Consider the following 16,462-nt stretch of genomic DNA (forward strand, 5'->3'; position numbering starts at 1 on the left):
GTCATTCCTTAAATAAACATTTTGCTCAAGCAAGCCTGCTTGATGTTAGTGAGCTTGGTGATCTGTTGTTGGTGTTGGTTGATCAACGTATCGAGTTTTTGAAAGTAGTTGCCGATAGCGGTTTGCTCTTCAACGTTCTTTGGAAATACTACAAGAGTGTTCTGTATTGCGGTCTTTGATATTGATAGTACTTTTGTTCCTTGCATCAATGATGAAAGCTGGTCATGATATGAAGCTGAGTTTAAGTAGTAACCAAGATACTTAGAAGCAAAAGGCAGGGTTGCCCTAACTGCAATAGTGTGCAATCCAGAAAAAACCAACAGCTCACCTACATTGAGTAATTCTGTACACTTACCAACAGTATTATCTTCGGCAGCATCAGCAATCACTATGTCACCACTCTGCAAAGCGGTATGTTTCAGCTTATTAACAACTTCATTATTTGTAATAAACGGTATCAGTTCACTATCTGCATCTAAAGTTTCACCAAATTTAATTAATACGTCTCCATAGTGAATGTTTTTTGCCAATCCAACTCGGTAGTTTAGCTCAGCACGAGAAAGGGTATTATTTGGTACGTTAGCAAAACATGCTCCAAAGAATTTCTCTTTCCACTCCCCACTAAACCCCTTAAAACGGATTTCCGGAACGGTTTCACCTTGCTTGGGGAACATCTTTTCCAGCATCGCTTTTTTCAAGTGACTGAGCTTGTCATGCTTTTGTTGGTGTTGCTTGATTAGACTATCGAGCTTTTGGAAGTAGTTACCGATAGCTGTTTGTTCATCGTTACTAGTTGTATATAGTGGTAATTTTTTACAAACATCTTGATTTATTTTTGGCTGTGCTGTTCCTGTGTTGTACTTGTCATAACGTAAACGCTCTAAACTTTCACATATGAAGAAATTATTGTTACCTCGTTTCGCCTTAACTACGTGAGCATGATTATTAACCCAGTACTTACCACTCGCCAGAAAGCATACTCTGTAATTTCTATCTAAAATATTTGCTCCGTCTTCACTGAGAAGAATCATCTCTTCATCAAAAATATAATCTTTAACATAGTCAATAATTCCAGAAGCCCCGTAATAAGGGTATGGGCCAGATTCTCTAGCACTTTCAGTTATTGGCTTCCTGAGTTCATCATAAAAATCAGCAACATCATCTAGCTTAGATAACGTCCACTCACCTTCGAAACAATTGAAACGAATTGCAGGTATTCCTTTCATGCTATTCATACGACTGACCTTCCAATAGCTTGTTCAGTTCAGCTAGGCCCTGCATATCAAACTCGTTACCCGTAAGCCCGTCCATCATTTCCGCTAATTCATCTTCGGTGGTTTTAATATCACTCGCGACTTGCGAGTAAGTAACTTCGTATTTATCGGCAAGAACTTGCACCTTGTTGGTTAGCTGGGTAATCAAACTGCTTGGCATTGCAGCGAGCTCGCTGCTTAATGGCTCAATCCATTTTAGGTGCAGTAGATTGTTCACTTGCTCGTCGCTTAAGCCCTCAATGGTGGTCTTGGTTTTAAGATGCAGTTTAGTTGCTGCCTCTTTCACTGCTTTTTTTAGAGCCTTTTCTTCGTTGATAAGTTTGTTAGCACGAATAATTTTGGCCTTGTAGCTTTCTTCAGGTACAAGACTGTCTTCTGTGAACTTAACGTTACTGTCTTTCTGCTCTTTCAAGAATACCTTAGCTGCTTTTGCTACTTCAGCATTGACAAAAGCATCGTTGCTTTCTTTGACCGTAGCTAGCTCTTTATCGTCTTCACTAAGCGATTCTAAAATGTCTTCAAGTGAACTTGAGATTTCAGCCAAACGATTCTCTTGTTTAGCCAGTGCTGCTAGGTCGTCGCTTAGGTGAGTTTTTTGCACTAAGCCAAAAGGCAGAATGTGACCTTTCCACGGCGTCGCTTTGTCTTGTACTTCCGTGTCTTTACCATTTGTCTTTTTGATAACGATATTTGGGTCAACTTGCTTAGTCGCATCAAAACCTTCGGTTTGCATCATTTCTAAATCGGCGCTAATGATTTGCCATTGGTTGTTTAGAAGCTGATAGGCTTGATATTTATCGATTAAAGCAATAGGACTTAGGCGGTTAAATAGCTCAACACTTAATGAAGCCTCTTGTTGATTGCGTTTAACCCCTTCCCAATCTTGAATGAGTTTGGTGTTTAAGTCGTCATCAAACCCTGCAAAAGCTTGTTTGTAACCTGCTATAAACTCTACCACCTGTGGATGACTGCTAATGCTTGTATTGACTGCGTCTTTAGCAATGGCCAGCTCACTGTACGCAGAAGATTTAGCCGCAAACAAGGCGCTGCGTAGTTCAGGAAAAGCAAGCCAATATGGATTGAGTTCATCAATTTCACTGTTAGGAATACCGCCTAACATGGTGGCGTGTAAGTCCCAGCTTTCAGCCGCCACTGAAGAGTCCACATAGCGTGGTATGTTTAAGTTGTAACCATTATTGCGTAAGGTTTCTTTGCTCACTACTTGCGAGAATTTATCGATGCTCTCTCGATTGATCACGGCATCGACAGTACGCTTAATATCACTCGCTTGCAGCTTGTTGTTTTTGCCTTCTTTAGTAAAGTGCTTAGAAGCATCAACAACCAATACATCGGTATTTTGTCGCTTTTGCTTGAGCACCAAGATCACGGTTGGAATACCCGTACCAAAGAAGATATTACCCGGCAAACCAATAATGGCATCAATGTGATTCTGCTCAATAAGCTGCTTGCGGATCTCCCCCTCTTCACCACCACGGAACAACACACCATGAGGTAATACAATGGTCATAATACCATCGGGCTTTAGGTGATAGAGATCGTGCAATAGAAAGGCAAAATCGGCTTTAGTTTTTGGGGCTAGACCAAAACGCGAATAACGAGGATCGCTATCTTTATAGCTAGGGTCCCATTGTTGTGAATACGGCGGGTTAGAAACAACGGCGTCCACGTATAAGGCATCGTAAGTGCCTTGTGGGTCGTTCTCATCGAAGTATGGCCAATCGTCTTCTAGAGTATCTCCATTGCGGGTTTTAATATTGCTGGCTTTAATACCACGCATGATCAGATTCATACGGGTAAGGTTATAAGTATTCGCTTTTAACTCTTGCGCATAATAGGTAATGCTGTCTTTGTTTTTAGCGTATTTTTCAACAGCCTCACCAATATTGATAAGGAGTGAGCCAGAGCCGGACGTTGGATCGTAAATCTCAATGGTGTCTTTATTTTTGAGTTCATGAGCAATGATGTGCGACATGAGAACCGAGACCTCATGAGGCGTATAAAACTCCCCGGCTTTTTTACCCGCATTAGCTGCAAATTTTTCAATCAGGTACTCGTAGATGTAACCCAGAACGTCATAACCTTGCTGACCGTTCATCGGGATACTTTTGATTAAGTGCAGTAAGTCGCTAATAGCTTTAGTTCGCTTACCCGCGCTTTCTCCGAGTTTGCTTAACCCGGTTTCTAGAGTAGTAAAGATGCCTTCAAACAACTTTTTGTAAGTAGGAGAAATCAAACGGCTAAAAGCAGAAAGTGCATCACGTACGTTAGATTCATCAAAGTCGGACGTTGGATCAACCCACGTTGAAAACAGATTTTCGTAAGCAATAAAATAGCCAAGGTTATCTTGAATGTATTTGACTGTTTCAGCGTCTTCTTCTGTTAGCGCTTTGACTTCATCAGACGTCATCCCTTCTTTGGTGACAAACTGCACCTGTTGATCGCTGAGGTACTTATAAAAGATGAAACCTAAGATGTAGTCTTTGTATTCGTTTGCTTCGATCTTTGAACGCATCTGGTTCGCTGATTCCCAGATTTTTGCCGCTAATTGTTGCTTATTCATATTTTACTCAATTCATTTCAACTATTGACCGACATCGTGAAACAGTCGGCACATGTTCGTCATATTGTATTTAGGGACTCAGTTAAGCCTGAACTTCTTGCTCTGGTATTTACGCTTCAAGAGCTTCACTCTTAAACGCTAAAAACCACCGAGTTTGAAGCTGATGAGTGCCTATCTTTAAAGGCAAGTCTCTAAGTGTTTTTCTAAGCTGACTTTAACTATGTCGCTGTTTTTTTTAATCGCGACCATCTCAGCAACCACCGAGTTGTACTCTCGCTAGTTCTATGTCCATTTTGAAACACGGAGAATACGGGAGAATTAAAGAATCAACAATGCGCAAAACCAAACTTTCAGCACTCCGGTTTCATATGTAACTTTTTGTTTTAGCCTAAATGACTCACTATTCAGCATCACGCCCTTCTCCCCTGCCATCCATTCGAATCCAAATCTTTTCAAATATATTTCATCACTATGCATAACTCCACCGATAGAAAAAGGAGCTGCTTATGCATAGAAATCCCTTACCCGCAACTTCTTCAACAAGACAGCTTTGCCTATCTCTCTGGCTCTTCTGGATACATTAAACAACGTTCTAAACAAACACACAGGACTCGCAGATGGGCATCACATCATCTATTTCAGGAACAAGCACTACTCCGCTGAACATGGAGGCTACCACACTGTTGAGATTGCACTGGCGAAAGGCGTTAACAACCTCTATTCAATCCTTTGCATCACAGATTTTAGCTTCAATGGATACCCTTACCCGACACTTGAGCGAGACATTGAGTTCGATTTCACTCATGACACAGTCTTCACTCGATACTCTGGTCTAAAGAGTATGACTGCCCCCAACACCGACAAGCTATATAAGCTATGGGAATCCAAATTTATCGCTAACTTAGCCAAGGGAGTCTACAACCAAGTCGAGCTGCGTAGCCGCTAATACCTGAGCACAATTAATAACCACTCTCTCCCCTCGTTTCTAGTATCACCATGATTTTACTACCTTACTCTTTCACAGGAGAAACCCTTATGTCCTATGACATTGTCTATGAACAACTAGCACTGCGTGTACCAAAAGAAGATGTCGCTCAGCAAGCCTGTACCTTCTTCAGAGAACGCCTCAACCACACAGACACCCGAAGTAACAACGAACTCAAACAAGCCCTGTATGAACGTTACAGACTTAGGCTACGTGAAGATGACCTACTCATGCTCCACATGCTCATTGGCTCTAGTAATCTCTTTGACACGGAGACAAACAAACGAGCACGTAGCTGGCAGTTCTGTGGTGTAAACACCTTCAACCAACTACTCGTAAAATACGGTTGTGACTGGTCAGCAGCCGCTGAATCTGGAGATGTCAAACTCAATGGTCGCGATACCAAAGCAGAAGGTTGGATACGAGCATTACGTAACACTTTGAACCTCGCTAAAGACTATGGAGTGATGCCGTATTGCCACACCCTAGAGGTATGGCTTAAAGCGCCATTAGAGAAATCCAAACAAACCCAACTAGATGAGTTAAAAACGCAGCTAAGTGATTTAGATGCAACTTGGAAAGAACGGCAACGATTTGATGACGATGGCTTTGATGTCGCAATAAAACCCAAGTCTGCTTTTGAGATGTGGCTCTTTCAGCAGCTCATCAATGGCTACCAAGGCAAGTGCTGGATAAATGGCTCAGAGCCGCCCTATCACGCTGTAAAGAAGCATTCTATCTAATACGTTAAACACAACCCACCAGCTTAACGACCCACAAACACGTTCACCCACCACTCTAGAGGCCACCTTGTTATCAAGGTGGTCTTTTTATTTTATTCGTAAAAAGGAAGCACTCATGCAAACAACACAACCAAACAGCTCATCCAAAGACCAACAGGATTCTTTACTCACATCAGAGGCAAAAAAAATTAAACCGAACACGGTACTTGTCCAATGGTCGGAATCTCGCGAGTTCACTGAAGAAACACTCTATGACTTTAATGAATTCGAAAAGAAAGCTCTGGAGGTTGCTAAACGCAATCCATTAGGCGGGTACGACAAAACAAAAGTAACCGTGACCTTTGACAATGAATATCAGCACGAATGCCGCTTAGATTTAGGCTGTGGTGGTAATGATCAGGGTTTTGCTGAACACTGTTTAAGTATGGCTCGTTATTACCGTCAGCATAAAGGGGATGTCGATAAGCCTTGGCTTTATGACAAACACCACCAGCAGTTAATCGAACTCATAAACACTTATGAATTGGACCACTCATTCGTAGACCTAGGGCGTATGCAAGTTAAACAGGTCGAGGAGCAAGCTAAAGCCGAAGAAGCTGCAAAAGAAGAAGCCAAACAACAGGAGCGGGAAAGAGCGTGGCGTGAACACCAACAAGCGGAGGAGGCGTTTCAAGAGACCTTAGAAGTACCACAATGGGCAAAGGGCGTGATTGTTGCCACACTCACGGACTATGACGCTGAAATCAGTGAACCGTATGCTGGAGAGTTTCACACCAAAACGCTAAAGACCATCATTCTCGCTTGGTCGAAACACTCTCGAAACCTATTTCCAGAGCTGCGCAAAGCATGCCTTAATCACACTGAAACGGCTTTTCTTAATGACCCTGAGAAAAGCGTTGAACACCGTGAGCGCTTTGCCATGGGGGAAGGCTATTACCTAACCGATACCAAATACATTCGTTACGGATGGCAAATAAAAAAGCAAAACTTTTACAGAGAGGACAACAAAGCACGTTATGTGCCCTTAGGTGAGATCGCGATAAACGAATAAAAAAAGAGAGGCGATCTATTCGCCTCTCTATCTAGACGGTGTTCTTTTTTTTCTGTTATCAACGACAGAATCGCTTGGTGAACACACAGCTCGTTATCAAAAAAGAGGACATAAACGTTTTACATACTCTTCTAATGTAGCAATTAATTAATAACTTTGAGTATCGAAAATCTCGTATTACCTAAGATAAGAAAAGCCATCGTTGAACATAGCAACAAAAATTATGATTGATTACGATGACTAAAAACGGTCTGAGGTTAACTCTGCGCTGATTCAAATAACGGTGTTGATTTGTCTTTGTTTATTGCAAACATAAGACGTTTTTTGTTCTGGTCAAAAGTGTAGATAGCTACTAATGGAACCGCCGTTACTAATAAACCCGAAAGAATTGAGGTAATTTGGCTATTAAAGCGATTCAACAATGGTACACCTGCAAGCCCTGTGCTAATTACACGGCTAACATAGAGGCCTACAACAGCTGATGCGGTACTAGCCATAATGATACTGATAGACTGTAGTTTATTAGGATCGTTACCAGCCAAAACACGAACACTTCGGACGCAGCTTAAAGTACCTTCTCGAATCATACCGAGCACAAAAGCCGGCATCTTGGTGATCATTGAGATTAAGATTTGAGGAATAACACTCAGTGCTCCGCTCACTCCTGCCTCGATTCCCAGTGTTCGTGCTTTAGCCCAGATTTGACGTTCTTCAAAACGTTGATTCAACTTCTGAGAAAGACGCTGCTGAAGTTCTTGCACATTGCCAATAATCCCCTTTTCATCAAAGAGTTTAAAATCCTTGCAGAAACGCTGTAGCTCCTCCATGAAAATGTCGATCGTTTCTACGACCATCATACCAATTACCTGCTGAACTGCCATGGCAGCACCAGTTTTAACCGCCGTCAAACCAATCTCTTTTGCAGCTTCTACTTTATGTGAATCTAATGACTCTTCTGATCTCTCAAGTGCCTCTTGGCAGTCTGCTTCGCTGATCTCATGGGTTTCACCATTGATAGTCAAAACTCTAACACCCTCTTTTGTTGGGTGAGGCTCTGAACGCTCTAAAACTTCAGCGAGAGGGACTTGTCCTTTTGATCTGTTTACCGAGCTATTAGTGAAGATAAGGTTATCTTTGTCATTTACCACATCTAATAACTGATCATCATTCGTTCCAGCCTTAACTATGGTCGAACCGTATATCTCTTTCGCTGATATAACGTGTTCAATGTCTACATCGTATGGGCTGGTTTGATTCCCTTTGTTGTAACCGTCTTCAACAAAGTTGAATGTATCTCTAGCATCTGCCCGAATGTTCTTCATTTCCGAATAATTTTCGTGGTCACGTATGTTTGTACGTGCTGTATAGTCTTTGTATGATTCAGATAGGTTTTCGTATTTAGCTTCAGAATTCCGGTCAATTGCCTCCATAGTTCCAGTTAGAAAGAACGATGCCATAGCTCTTTGAATGGCTACATCGCGACATTGTGTGAAAATATCATCCATAGTATTAGCAGGTACCGGAAGTCGCTCCTGAAGGTCGCTAACCATCCGCATTGTATCTTTATCTATTTCTAGAGTAGACCGAGCCATTGCATTCAATTTAGCGGGACCACTTTTCAAATACTCTGTGGCATTTGTAGCTTGAGATTTTATGTTATCTACCTGTTCAGAGTATACGCCTGAAATCGCCTTGCTTGATTTCTGTATCTGCTCAGATGCTAGCGCCTGGCCTTTCTCTGTGAATTCTCCAGCATTAGCCTTAACATCAGCCAAAACTTGTTTTGCGTCCACATTAGAAACTAATTCTTTTGTAGTTGAAAGGGCCTCTACAGCCTTATCAGACACGCTGGATACAGCATTGTTAGAAACATCTTTAGCTCGCTGCTTCAAAGCGTCGGTATCTACATCTGAAATTTTATCCTTTGCCTGTGAAGCAACATTTTTAGCTTTGTCTAGCCACCCCATAATCTTGATCCTTAAGCTATGTTGGAGTTCTGAATTAGGCATAATAATGTCGTCTTTCATATGCATCTTCAATCTTAAACCAAACATTAGTTATTGTATTGTGAGCTTAAACGGGTGAGTAACGTTTAGTTCCGTAACTTCTACATTCGGACAACTTTCCTCTCTAGCCTACCTCTAAAGCTAACAAACCATACGCCCCCTTCAATAACACATCTTTCCTTATGATCTTCCCTCGCTTCGCACCCTAACCCCAAAAATTTTCAGGCATATGTCATCAATGTGAATACCCATCATTGAATCCGACAGGAGCCCGTAATGGCAACTACCCAAAATTCTGATTACAAAAAACAACAGCGCTATCAGGAGAATGAAATCCTAGAGCATGCGGCTGAGATACTCGCCACACGCTACGTGCGTGGTGATGCCTTAATTAGTCCTAACGCCACTAAAGAATATGTACGCTGTAAGCTAGGCAGCTATGAACGTGAAGTGTTTGCTTTACTGCTACTGGATAACCAAAACCGACTGATTGAGTTTAAAGAGCTCTTTCATGGCACCGTCGATGCCGCCAGTGTCTACCCAAGAGAAGTAGTAAAAGCCGTGTTGGAAGTGAATGCAGCGGCAGTGATTATGGCCCACAACCATCCTTCAGGTGACTCTACCCCCTCACAAGCGGATAGACGTATCACCGAAAGACTCAAAGACGCTTTAGCGCTGGTGGATGTGCGCGTATTGGACCATATCGTAACGGGCGAAACCTGCACCTCATTTGCTGAGCGAGGCTGGTTATGATTGAACAACACTATGGTGATATCAGTATCAATGATGCACTGCTCTCGTCACTAGAAAGTCTTCTTACTGGTCACACACTACCTGAACAGGCTGAAAGACTGGTACTGAACTGCCGTCAAATGAGTTACTACCGCCATCGTCAAGGACTGCACCCGATTGAGATACAGCTCAAACGAGAGTCAATCTCAGAGTCATGGGTCATCGTGTTCTTTGCAAGCTTTTCTTACCCTAATGACAACAGTACTTCAGTAGAGCCAGAGTTGTACTTTCACCTTGCTAATCGTTGGTTTTATCAACCCGATACAGGAACAACGGATTTATCTTATCCAGAAGTGCAAGAAGTGCTCACCGCTTGGATGAACGCATTAACTCGCCACCTAACCCGAAACCTCTTTGATAGCGTGCAACTCTCGCTAGTCAGCTCGTTTAACTAATCCCCTACCTACTTTCTGATTTATCCCTAAACAAGGAGGACTGTCGATGTCCCAATTAGCCTTTACGTCATTACCACTACCAGTTTCTAAGAAGCTGTATACCTTGCTTAATGAGCGTTACTCAGCTCATTTGCTTAACAATGAAACGCTCTCCACCAGCCGTCATGTGGTCTTTAACTTTCGTGATAAAAGTTACAGTGCTGATGCTGGTGGCTTTCACCCTGTCGAAATGTCTATTTGCCAGTCTTCAACAGGAGAATGGTGTGTTGAGTACATCACAGACTTTGCTTATATGGGGAACTACTACCCTGAGCTTGAGCGGAATTTAGATTTTGACTTTCGCGCTAGTCAATGTTTTGCCAGCTACCACGGCTGGTTTTCAATGAAAGATAACCGTGAGGCTATCGAGCTGTATAAATTGTGGGAGAGTAATTTTCTCGCATACGTTGAGATGGAGGTATTCGACGACATTACCCTTACCCCGCAATAACTCATGACTTCCCTTCTTCTACAAACCATCAAACTTATCTCTGCCCTCATCACGTTACTTTCTCTTTCCCCTTTCTTTGGTGCCATTGGAACCCTAACGACCTTAGGCTTTCTGGTGGTACTGCTGATTGGGTTGCTGGTAGCCATCTCAGAGCTGAGAGATAAAAACAACCATCGATAATGTTAATCGACTCACGCTTTCACTAAGCCGATTGATGGCGCTTTAACCGTTGGACATTATGTGTCGAACCCACCTCTATTCTCCCGACATTAAATGTCCGACTCCGGTGTGGAGCGCTATGTATTGAGAGAGTAGCCATGAGCAATAAAACCAGCATTGAAGGCTTATCTGCTTTGCTGCACACGCTGATGCTTATTCCTCAACATCGATGGGTCACCGTTAGGGAGTTGCAGCAGCAGTTAGCCCTAATCGATATCCACCGCACCACCCGCAGTATCAAACGCTACCTCGATGAAGTCATTGTGGAGGTGTTTAACGTGGAGTGTGATTCGATGAGCATGCCCCATGTTTACCGAAAAACATCCGAGCAGTTGCTGACGTTCAATAAGCAAGAAATGCTCTATTGGCAACTGACCAACAAGTACTTACAACCGCTTATTCCTGATGCACTGAATTATGGACAGGGTCGGCCCTCGGAGAGAGACAAACCCTTACCGGATAAGGCTTCAGCCATTTCAAAAGAACGACTTTGGCTAAGCAAAGTACACCTCAACCTACCTAATACGAGAAGCTGGAGTAACAAGCAGCAACAAGTCTTAGGGTCAGTCCATGAAGCATTACTTAACAACCGAATGCTAAAGGTCTCTAGCCAAGCTTTGCAGCAAGAGCAAACGCTCATTGAACCACTGGGACTCTCGGTTCAATGTGACGCGCTCTTGCTGCTCTTTCGGTTATCCGACCAACATCCAATACACACCGTTGCCTTACCACTCATCGATGAGGCCAGTGTATCGACATTTTCATTTACCTATCCCTCTGACTTCAATGTTGAGCAGTTCATGCTGGCTCACGAAGGAGCAGGCTACCCAGAATTTCACTCACCAATGAGGAGAGTAAACCCATGACCAAACTAAAACATCGACTAAACCAATCGGTTCGATACGCAGTCACGATGGCCCTGTTTATTGGAGCAACAGGATGCACTGAGCAGGAAGAGTCTCCTGAAGCCGTTGCGGATATAGAAGTATCGATCTCCACCAACTCTCATTGGGGGAGCTTAGTCTTTGACCTACAAGCCATCACCAACAACACCGTCATCACCGACGTTGTGATTAACCGAGGTAATTGTCGTATTCCTGCTGGTACGGCCTCAGAGCTATCTAGAAACGTTTCATTGAAGTTCGGTGAAACCTACACGGGATACAGCAACAACTGCACCGTCGATAACATAAAAGAAATTGAAGTGACGTCAACGGCTGGCACCTTTGTTTACACCTTCTAAACCGAAAGCAAAACAACTCATCTATCTATCAACACCAATAAGGATCGAATATGAAAAAATCATACGTACTCATCGCGATTGCATTGAGCTCATCTCTAAGCGTTTCATCAATGGCAAACGCTGCGCTCGGTGGAACACCAAATATCTCTAAGGCGCATCTGGAGAAACACTGGAATGGAAAACAAGGCCCTCAATCCACTCTTGTCGCTGGAGCGCTTCTACATTGGACAGCCGATGCGTGTGGAAAGCTTAACGGTCAGATCTCCGATAAGAATAAGTGTTCACCTGAAGCTGAACAAACGGCTAACTAATCTCCCCAACTTTCTTTTTAAAATTATAGTGAGAATGACACCATGAAAAACATCACAACAAACACACTTGTTCTACTTACTACCTTAGCGTCACCTTTTGTTTTAGCTCAAGGTGGTGGATCGCTTGGAGGTAATCCATCGGTAGAAACGGGAGCGGTTAACGTCAGTGTAGGCAAATGCACTCAATACAAGCTGGATGTGAAAGCAGCTCTAAACGCAGGAAAACTGGTATCGTCGGTTGCGATACCTAAAGGCTGTGAAGCCATCAAAGAAAAGTAATGCCACCAGCCAAGACTAAAACTGACAATGGGGAGCAATCACGCTCCCCATTCTTTTTTTTTGCTTCTGTATACGCATACCAGCTTCCCTACTAAAACACTTTTGAACATTTCCAGCTCAGTTGATCCACTAAATTAGCAATTTATGAACGACTACCGTTATGGAAAATCTCTCCCTGAGTCAGTATTGTGATTGATAAAGAGCAGCGAGCCCCCATATCCTAACAACCAAACAACAACTTTACCTTGGCTATGCAAATCAAACGAGACTTTGACTACTACCACAACCTACACAACGTCATTACCCACGCCTTACTCCACTTGTTGTGTAAAGTGTCAGCATCTCCCCGCTTTGTGCCAGTCACAACGCGTAATGAAATTTTGATAAAATACCTCAAGCCGAAGCTCAGCGATAAGTCATTGTCGAATATTAAAAAAGACATCAAACTGATGCTCAGCGTAGCGAGAAAAAAAGGGGGGAACTTAGAAATGAAACTGCATCAACTCAATTCTCAATCGAATCAAACGAAACTCGTCGGTGCTGAAAAGCTCTATAATCTACTCATACACCTTTATGATGAAGAAGGTATTGAGTCTCGATTGTTTGAAGAATGCAGCGAAGCGGAGCTTGGTATTCTTTACATGTTAGAAGAGCAAGTCGAACACGGCTTTGACCAAGAAAACAACCAAATAATACCGCTATCGATGCTCATCAAACTAGAACGCGCACCAAAGCTCATCAATACGATTAACGCTCACGGCCTGTTCCTTGCTGAAATGGAAGAGTGGAACGCAAAGACACATCAAGCCCATATTTTAATACACCCAGCTTAATGAGGAGCAGCATCAGGCCAACCAGAGAACGCGTTATAAGACTCGATGATCTCGTCTTCCCAAATGTTATTTGGGCATAAATGGAATTAAACCGTTCTCGTAAGCCATCTGCTGCAATTCAACTGGAGCGGTACGAATATCTACAATATAACCGTCTACTGAAACCATCCATGTCATAGGGTTTTTAACCAACTTGCTTTTTAATGACCAGTTTGGATCAAATTGTCTTATTTTTAGAAATGTTCTTACTTGTTTTGATTTCCCTTGCCCAGTGCTTTCTGCCACTCCAAATTCTTTATACATCTTTCCAGCACTAATATGCGGCGTTTTACTTGCATCAAAAAGAAAATTGACCATCCCTATGGCATGAGTGATACCACATGCCCACGAAGAAGCTTTTCCTTTTGTTAATGGTGAAGGACGCTTTCGACAAAGGGATGCAACAGCATTACGAATAATTTCTGCATATTCGTCGTTTAAGAAACTGTTACAAAATTGGTCTGTGATGGAGGTTATCTCGTCAAATTTATCTGTCAGAGACTTAGGGACTGTTTGGGATTTTGGCATAATTAATTTATCAACAGTAAAACGATATAAACAATAATCTTCGATTTGAAAAAAAAGTGCAAACCCTGCCTGTGTATGCCCGTGGGAATCGACTCACATTTAGCAGAACGACCACTAGATCTCTCCCTAAATCGCATCAGCCTACAGATATATGTTATCTATAAAAACGCTTAACGCTATCCTAAAGACGAATCATAGTTTCTAGGGGTAAAGCATAAATACGACCGCACAGCCTGCTAGCGGTTTGCCAACAAACTGTGCACAATCTTCTTACTCGGCTTCTGCCGCTTCAACAGCTAACAAGTCTGCCATATCATTACCCTTATCACCTGAATGGGCTTTGACCTTAAACACCTCTACGTATTTCTTTGAACGCAGTTCGTCGATTTGTTGCCATAGATGACGGTTCTTTACTGGCTTCTTATCTGACTTACGCCAACCTTTCTCTTTCCAGTTATCTAACCAACCGTTATAACCCTTCACACAAAAGTCACTGTCTGAGTAGATAACATCGCCATCCTGTGCATACTCTAGACCTTCGATTAAGGCCATTAGCTCTAATTCTGCATTGGTAGTACTACGTCTGATAGTGATGCTATCTTGATACTCTAGTTCACCGTGCTCATTAAAGGCTGCAATACCAATTCCACCCTGTGTGCATCCGTGTTGATTGTTTGGTGCTGCGCCATCTACGTAAATTGAAAAACTCATTTTATTTCTCTCTCTAATTGAAAAGGGAGCCTTCAATGGCTCCCTGTTGATGTGGTCAGTATGTTTCTGCTACTTGGATTATTATTGGATCTCTCGTAATCCCAAGCATGATTCCATCCAATCATCAATCTCACCATCAACCCAAGCAACAGCTCTATCTCCAAGATTGACTGATAATGGAAAGTTACCGTTATTCATTTTTCGGTAAATCGCTGAACGACTTAAAGCCGTTTTCTCCATCACTTCTTTTAACTTTAGAAATCTCATTGGGAATGGTCTCCTGTATTTTGTATATACCCATGAGATAAGCCACCGCTGTAAAAAAGTGCGGTGGGGTTAATCCTCGCTAGAACCAAAACAGTACTGCTCTTCTTCCCATGCCTCAGCTAGACGGCTCATGCGGTGAAATACACTGTTCTTTACTACGCTACTTTTGCTCTTTGCAGCGCGTCCCTAAGCCGTAGTTACCTCGGTCGTTAAATAACACTAATGAACGTTCTTTGCCTTCGTAGTGGCTCTGTACAGCCTCTTGCCATGCCTCTTTAAGGTGGTTGGCTAATTGATTACGTTTATCCCAACAGATAGCGGAACCAAAGTACTGGTTGTAATCAAGCAATAGTATGACTTGGTAATAGTGTGAGGGGGATTTATCGGCTCGCTTACGCCACGAGCAATAGAGTGAGTCTGTATTGAGTTTCACTTTAAGCTGGTGGGTGTAGTCATTGATGATGGTCAAATTTGTGTCTGGGTGGTCTTTAGGAAGGTATAGCCCCAAATGCATGACTAACGTGAACTCAAACTGCTCTAGTGCCTGTTCAAAGAGGTTGGTCATACTCGTAAAGGCAGATTTATACAGTCCGTGCTCACTGTAGAGCACGGGATAATCGTTAAAGGTAGTGGAATGCGGTAACGATAAGGTAGTTAGACGCTTCTGAACTACTGTGAGTGGCGTTGAACAGATTTAGCACGATAAGTTTCCTGTGGTTTGTTGTGATTCCAACAGGAACGATGCCTAACGTGATTGTTAAGAAAACTAAGAGCTAGTCGCAAAGTTTCTCATGACCCCCTCGTATACTTTTGAGTTTGGTTTAGCGAAATAGCAGACCCTTTTGAATAACTCATTTTTCGATTTCTGAACGTCAGATGAGTTCAGATTTAAGTAGTACACGCCATTTTTGCAGAAATGGACAAGAGCGTTTTTCTCCTGTTTGATAGCACTACACCATGCTTGCTTAATTAAAGCAGCTAAGCACCCTTCTGATGCTCCTACGTCACCAAGTCGATGATAGATGTCTTTGTTTAGGAAAATTGCGATATGGTAGTGGTACTGCTTTGAGGTATTCTTCTCTTTTGCCCAGATGTAACTGGTCTTGCTTCTCAAGCTCCTTCCCCAGCTTTTCTCTTTACGTTTTATATCTACGTCCAGTTTGGCATTTAGGGATTTGAAGAATCGAGTGATGACTTTCGAATCGGCATCATCGAAATCCTTAGGTAAGTGTAGGTCTATCCGAAACACGGATAGCCTAGAGTGATACTTTAATGCTTTCTCTATCAATTGAGAAATCTTGTAGAGGTAAAACTTACGGTAGAAGAATCGTTGCTTTCGTTTCGTTGGTTGAGGTAGATCGTAGTTGTTGTACTTATCTTCAGATGTGTACTTATCATTCATAGTGTTCTCCCTATTTGTGTGTCTCTCTCATACACACAGGGAGTAACGTTAATTTTAGTAGTTATGTATATTACTTATACCAAAAAATTAAAATCACCATTACAGAAAAACAATACGGATAACTATCCCTTTCCCGACAAAAAAACTAAAAAACGACCTTACTTATCTATTTTAGACATTATAAAAGTGAATTCGTTTATAATCATCAACTCGAAAGTTATAGCTTGCCATTACATTATCAATTAACTATGTTAATATTATTTATAGCGAATAAAAATCAACAAAGAAATGCACAACCAATCTACAATTTTTT

Annotated in this window: 19 protein-coding genes and 1 pseudogene; 12 read left to right on the plus strand and 8 right to left on the minus strand. The window is 42.3% G+C overall.

The annotated features are described in order from the left end of the window. Positions 1-8 precede the first annotated feature (8 nt). Positions 9-1,235: a restriction endonuclease subunit S gene (locus BCU34_RS11320; RefSeq protein ID WP_102478619.1), complete on the minus strand. Its 1,227-nt coding sequence runs from the start codon at positions 1,233-1,235 to the stop codon at positions 9-11. Next, positions 1,228-3,855, minus strand: a complete 2,628-nt coding sequence (locus tag BCU34_RS11325; RefSeq protein WP_102478618.1) for a type I restriction-modification system subunit M — start codon at positions 3,853-3,855, stop codon at positions 1,228-1,230. The genes BCU34_RS11320 and BCU34_RS11325 overlap by 8 nt, the downstream gene beginning before the upstream one ends. Before the next feature lie 550 nt (positions 3,856-4,405). On the opposite strand from BCU34_RS11325, the gene BCU34_RS11330 reads away from it, so the two are divergent. The 3 genes from BCU34_RS11330 to BCU34_RS11340 all read left to right on the plus strand — a co-directional run bounded on the left by BCU34_RS11330 (position 4,406) and on the right by BCU34_RS11340 (position 6,634). Continuing rightward, on the plus strand, positions 4,406-4,801 hold the full coding sequence (locus BCU34_RS11330; protein ID WP_241905470.1) for a DUF2787 family protein: 396 nt from the start codon (positions 4,406-4,408) through the stop codon (positions 4,799-4,801). A gap of 89 nt (positions 4,802-4,890) precedes the next feature. Next, positions 4,891-5,583: a hypothetical protein gene (locus tag BCU34_RS11335; RefSeq protein WP_102478617.1), complete on the plus strand. Its 693-nt coding sequence runs from the start codon at positions 4,891-4,893 to the stop codon at positions 5,581-5,583. A gap of 115 nt (positions 5,584-5,698) precedes the next feature. Continuing rightward, the gene (locus BCU34_RS11340; protein WP_102478616.1) at positions 5,699-6,634 is read left to right on the plus strand and encodes an LPD25 domain-containing protein; all 936 of its coding nucleotides are present in this window, start codon (positions 5,699-5,701) and stop codon (positions 6,632-6,634) included. A 257-nt stretch (positions 6,635-6,891) separates the two neighbouring features. On the opposite strand, the gene BCU34_RS11345 is transcribed toward BCU34_RS11340, so the two are convergent. Further along, on the minus strand, positions 6,892-8,661 hold the full coding sequence (locus tag BCU34_RS11345) for a hypothetical protein (RefSeq protein ID WP_102478624.1): 1,770 nt from the start codon (positions 8,659-8,661) through the stop codon (positions 6,892-6,894). Between the two features lie 255 nt (positions 8,662-8,916). On the opposite strand from BCU34_RS11345, the gene radC reads away from it, so the two are divergent. The 9 genes from radC (at position 8,917) to BCU34_RS11390 (ending at position 13,202) form a co-directional block, all read left to right on the plus strand. Next, on the plus strand, positions 8,917-9,393 hold the full coding sequence (gene radC / locus BCU34_RS11350) for a RadC family protein (protein WP_102478615.1): 477 nt from the start codon (positions 8,917-8,919) through the stop codon (positions 9,391-9,393). Continuing rightward, positions 9,390-9,827 (plus strand): DUF2787 domain-containing protein, encoded by a 438-nt coding sequence (locus tag BCU34_RS11355; RefSeq protein ID WP_102478614.1) that lies wholly within the window; start codon positions 9,390-9,392, stop codon positions 9,825-9,827. Before radC ends, BCU34_RS11355 begins: the two co-directional genes overlap by 4 nt. Before the next feature lie 46 nt (positions 9,828-9,873). Continuing rightward, on the plus strand, positions 9,874-10,317 hold the full coding sequence (locus BCU34_RS11360; protein WP_102437950.1) for a DUF2787 domain-containing protein: 444 nt from the start codon (positions 9,874-9,876) through the stop codon (positions 10,315-10,317). Positions 10,318-10,320: 3 nt separating this feature from the next. After that, positions 10,321-10,497, plus strand: coding sequence for a hypothetical protein (locus tag BCU34_RS11365; RefSeq protein ID WP_004735711.1), 177 nt, complete (start codon positions 10,321-10,323; stop codon positions 10,495-10,497). Positions 10,498-10,634: 137 nt separating this feature from the next. Then, positions 10,635-11,402, plus strand: coding sequence for a transcriptional regulator (locus tag BCU34_RS11370; protein WP_102478613.1), 768 nt, complete (start codon positions 10,635-10,637; stop codon positions 11,400-11,402). Between the two features lie 47 nt (positions 11,403-11,449). Next, a complete protein-coding gene (locus tag BCU34_RS11375; protein WP_241905471.1) occupies positions 11,450-11,779 on the plus strand; it encodes a hypothetical protein in 330 nt (109 codons plus the stop codon). A 50-nt stretch (positions 11,780-11,829) separates the two neighbouring features. Beyond that, positions 11,830-12,090 carry a hypothetical protein gene (locus BCU34_RS11380; protein WP_102434453.1) on the plus strand — a complete coding sequence of 87 codons (261 nt, stop codon included), beginning with the start codon at positions 11,830-11,832 and terminating at the stop codon, positions 12,088-12,090. Positions 12,091-12,132: 42 nt separating this feature from the next. Then, the gene (locus BCU34_RS11385) at positions 12,133-12,369 is read left to right on the plus strand and encodes a hypothetical protein (RefSeq protein ID WP_102478611.1); all 237 of its coding nucleotides are present in this window, start codon (positions 12,133-12,135) and stop codon (positions 12,367-12,369) included. 251 nt (positions 12,370-12,620) lie between these two features. Continuing rightward, a complete protein-coding gene (locus BCU34_RS11390) occupies positions 12,621-13,202 on the plus strand; it encodes a DUF2913 family protein (RefSeq protein ID WP_102478610.1) in 582 nt (193 codons plus the stop codon). A 66-nt stretch (positions 13,203-13,268) separates the two neighbouring features. On the opposite strand, the gene BCU34_RS11395 is transcribed toward BCU34_RS11390, so the two are convergent. The 5 genes and pseudogenes from BCU34_RS11395 to BCU34_RS11415 form a co-directional block, all read right to left on the minus strand. Then, positions 13,269-13,769: a DUF6398 domain-containing protein gene (locus BCU34_RS11395; protein ID WP_102478609.1), complete on the minus strand. Its 501-nt coding sequence runs from the start codon at positions 13,767-13,769 to the stop codon at positions 13,269-13,271. 270 nt (positions 13,770-14,039) lie between these two features. Continuing rightward, positions 14,040-14,480, minus strand: coding sequence for a ribonuclease HI (locus tag BCU34_RS11400; protein WP_102478608.1), 441 nt, complete (start codon positions 14,478-14,480; stop codon positions 14,040-14,042). An 81-nt stretch (positions 14,481-14,561) separates the two neighbouring features. Next, positions 14,562-14,747, minus strand: a complete 186-nt coding sequence (locus BCU34_RS11405; RefSeq protein ID WP_017090816.1) for an AlpA family transcriptional regulator — start codon at positions 14,745-14,747, stop codon at positions 14,562-14,564. 69 nt (positions 14,748-14,816) lie between these two features. Beyond that, a pseudogene (locus BCU34_RS11410) lies at positions 14,817-15,357 on the minus strand (inovirus-type Gp2 protein). A gap of 156 nt (positions 15,358-15,513) precedes the next feature. Beyond that, complete coding sequence (locus BCU34_RS11415; RefSeq protein ID WP_102478607.1) at positions 15,514-16,149, minus strand: inovirus Gp2 family protein; 636 nt, start codon at positions 16,147-16,149, stop codon at positions 15,514-15,516. Positions 16,150-16,462: the final 313 nt, after the last annotated feature.

Source organism: Vibrio sp. 10N.286.45.E10, from assembly GCF_002874195.2.
Classification (GTDB): Bacteria; Pseudomonadota; Gammaproteobacteria; order Enterobacterales; family Vibrionaceae; genus Vibrio; species Vibrio crassostreae.

What these genes read in the sequence shown, in the direction of transcription:
- BCU34_RS11400 (WP_102478608.1), bottom strand. Translation starts at nt 14,480, where the DNA reads ATGAGTTTTTCAATTTACGTAGATGGCGCAGCACCAAACAATCAACAC.
- BCU34_RS11375 (WP_241905471.1), top strand. Translation starts at nt 11,450, where the DNA reads ATGGCCCTGTTTATTGGAGCAACAGGATGCACTGAGCAGGAAGAGTCT.
- BCU34_RS11370 (WP_102478613.1), top strand. Translation starts at nt 10,635, where the DNA reads ATGAGCAATAAAACCAGCATTGAAGGCTTATCTGCTTTGCTGCACACG.
- BCU34_RS11345 (WP_102478624.1), bottom strand. Translation starts at nt 8,661, where the DNA reads ATGAAAGACGACATTATTATGCCTAATTCAGAACTCCAACATAGCTTA.
- BCU34_RS11365 (WP_004735711.1), top strand. Translation starts at nt 10,321, where the DNA reads ATGACTTCCCTTCTTCTACAAACCATCAAACTTATCTCTGCCCTCATC.
- BCU34_RS11335 (WP_102478617.1), top strand. Translation starts at nt 4,891, where the DNA reads ATGTCCTATGACATTGTCTATGAACAACTAGCACTGCGTGTACCAAAA.
- BCU34_RS11395 (WP_102478609.1), bottom strand. Translation starts at nt 13,769, where the DNA reads ATGCCAAAATCCCAAACAGTCCCTAAGTCTCTGACAGATAAATTTGAC.
- BCU34_RS11325 (WP_102478618.1), bottom strand. Translation starts at nt 3,855, where the DNA reads ATGAATAAGCAACAATTAGCGGCAAAAATCTGGGAATCAGCGAACCAG.
- BCU34_RS11405 (WP_017090816.1), bottom strand. Translation starts at nt 14,747, where the DNA reads ATGAGATTTCTAAAGTTAAAAGAAGTGATGGAGAAAACGGCTTTAAGT.
- BCU34_RS11385 (WP_102478611.1), top strand. Translation starts at nt 12,133, where the DNA reads ATGAAAAACATCACAACAAACACACTTGTTCTACTTACTACCTTAGCG.
- BCU34_RS11320 (WP_102478619.1), bottom strand. Translation starts at nt 1,235, where the DNA reads ATGAATAGCATGAAAGGAATACCTGCAATTCGTTTCAATTGTTTCGAA.
- radC (WP_102478615.1), top strand. Translation starts at nt 8,917, where the DNA reads ATGGCAACTACCCAAAATTCTGATTACAAAAAACAACAGCGCTATCAG.
- BCU34_RS11360 (WP_102437950.1), top strand. Translation starts at nt 9,874, where the DNA reads ATGTCCCAATTAGCCTTTACGTCATTACCACTACCAGTTTCTAAGAAG.
- BCU34_RS11380 (WP_102434453.1), top strand. Translation starts at nt 11,830, where the DNA reads ATGAAAAAATCATACGTACTCATCGCGATTGCATTGAGCTCATCTCTA.
- BCU34_RS11390 (WP_102478610.1), top strand. Translation starts at nt 12,621, where the DNA reads ATGCAAATCAAACGAGACTTTGACTACTACCACAACCTACACAACGTC.
- BCU34_RS11340 (WP_102478616.1), top strand. Translation starts at nt 5,699, where the DNA reads ATGCAAACAACACAACCAAACAGCTCATCCAAAGACCAACAGGATTCT.
- BCU34_RS11355 (WP_102478614.1), top strand. Translation starts at nt 9,390, where the DNA reads ATGATTGAACAACACTATGGTGATATCAGTATCAATGATGCACTGCTC.
- BCU34_RS11415 (WP_102478607.1), bottom strand. Translation starts at nt 16,149, where the DNA reads ATGAATGATAAGTACACATCTGAAGATAAGTACAACAACTACGATCTA.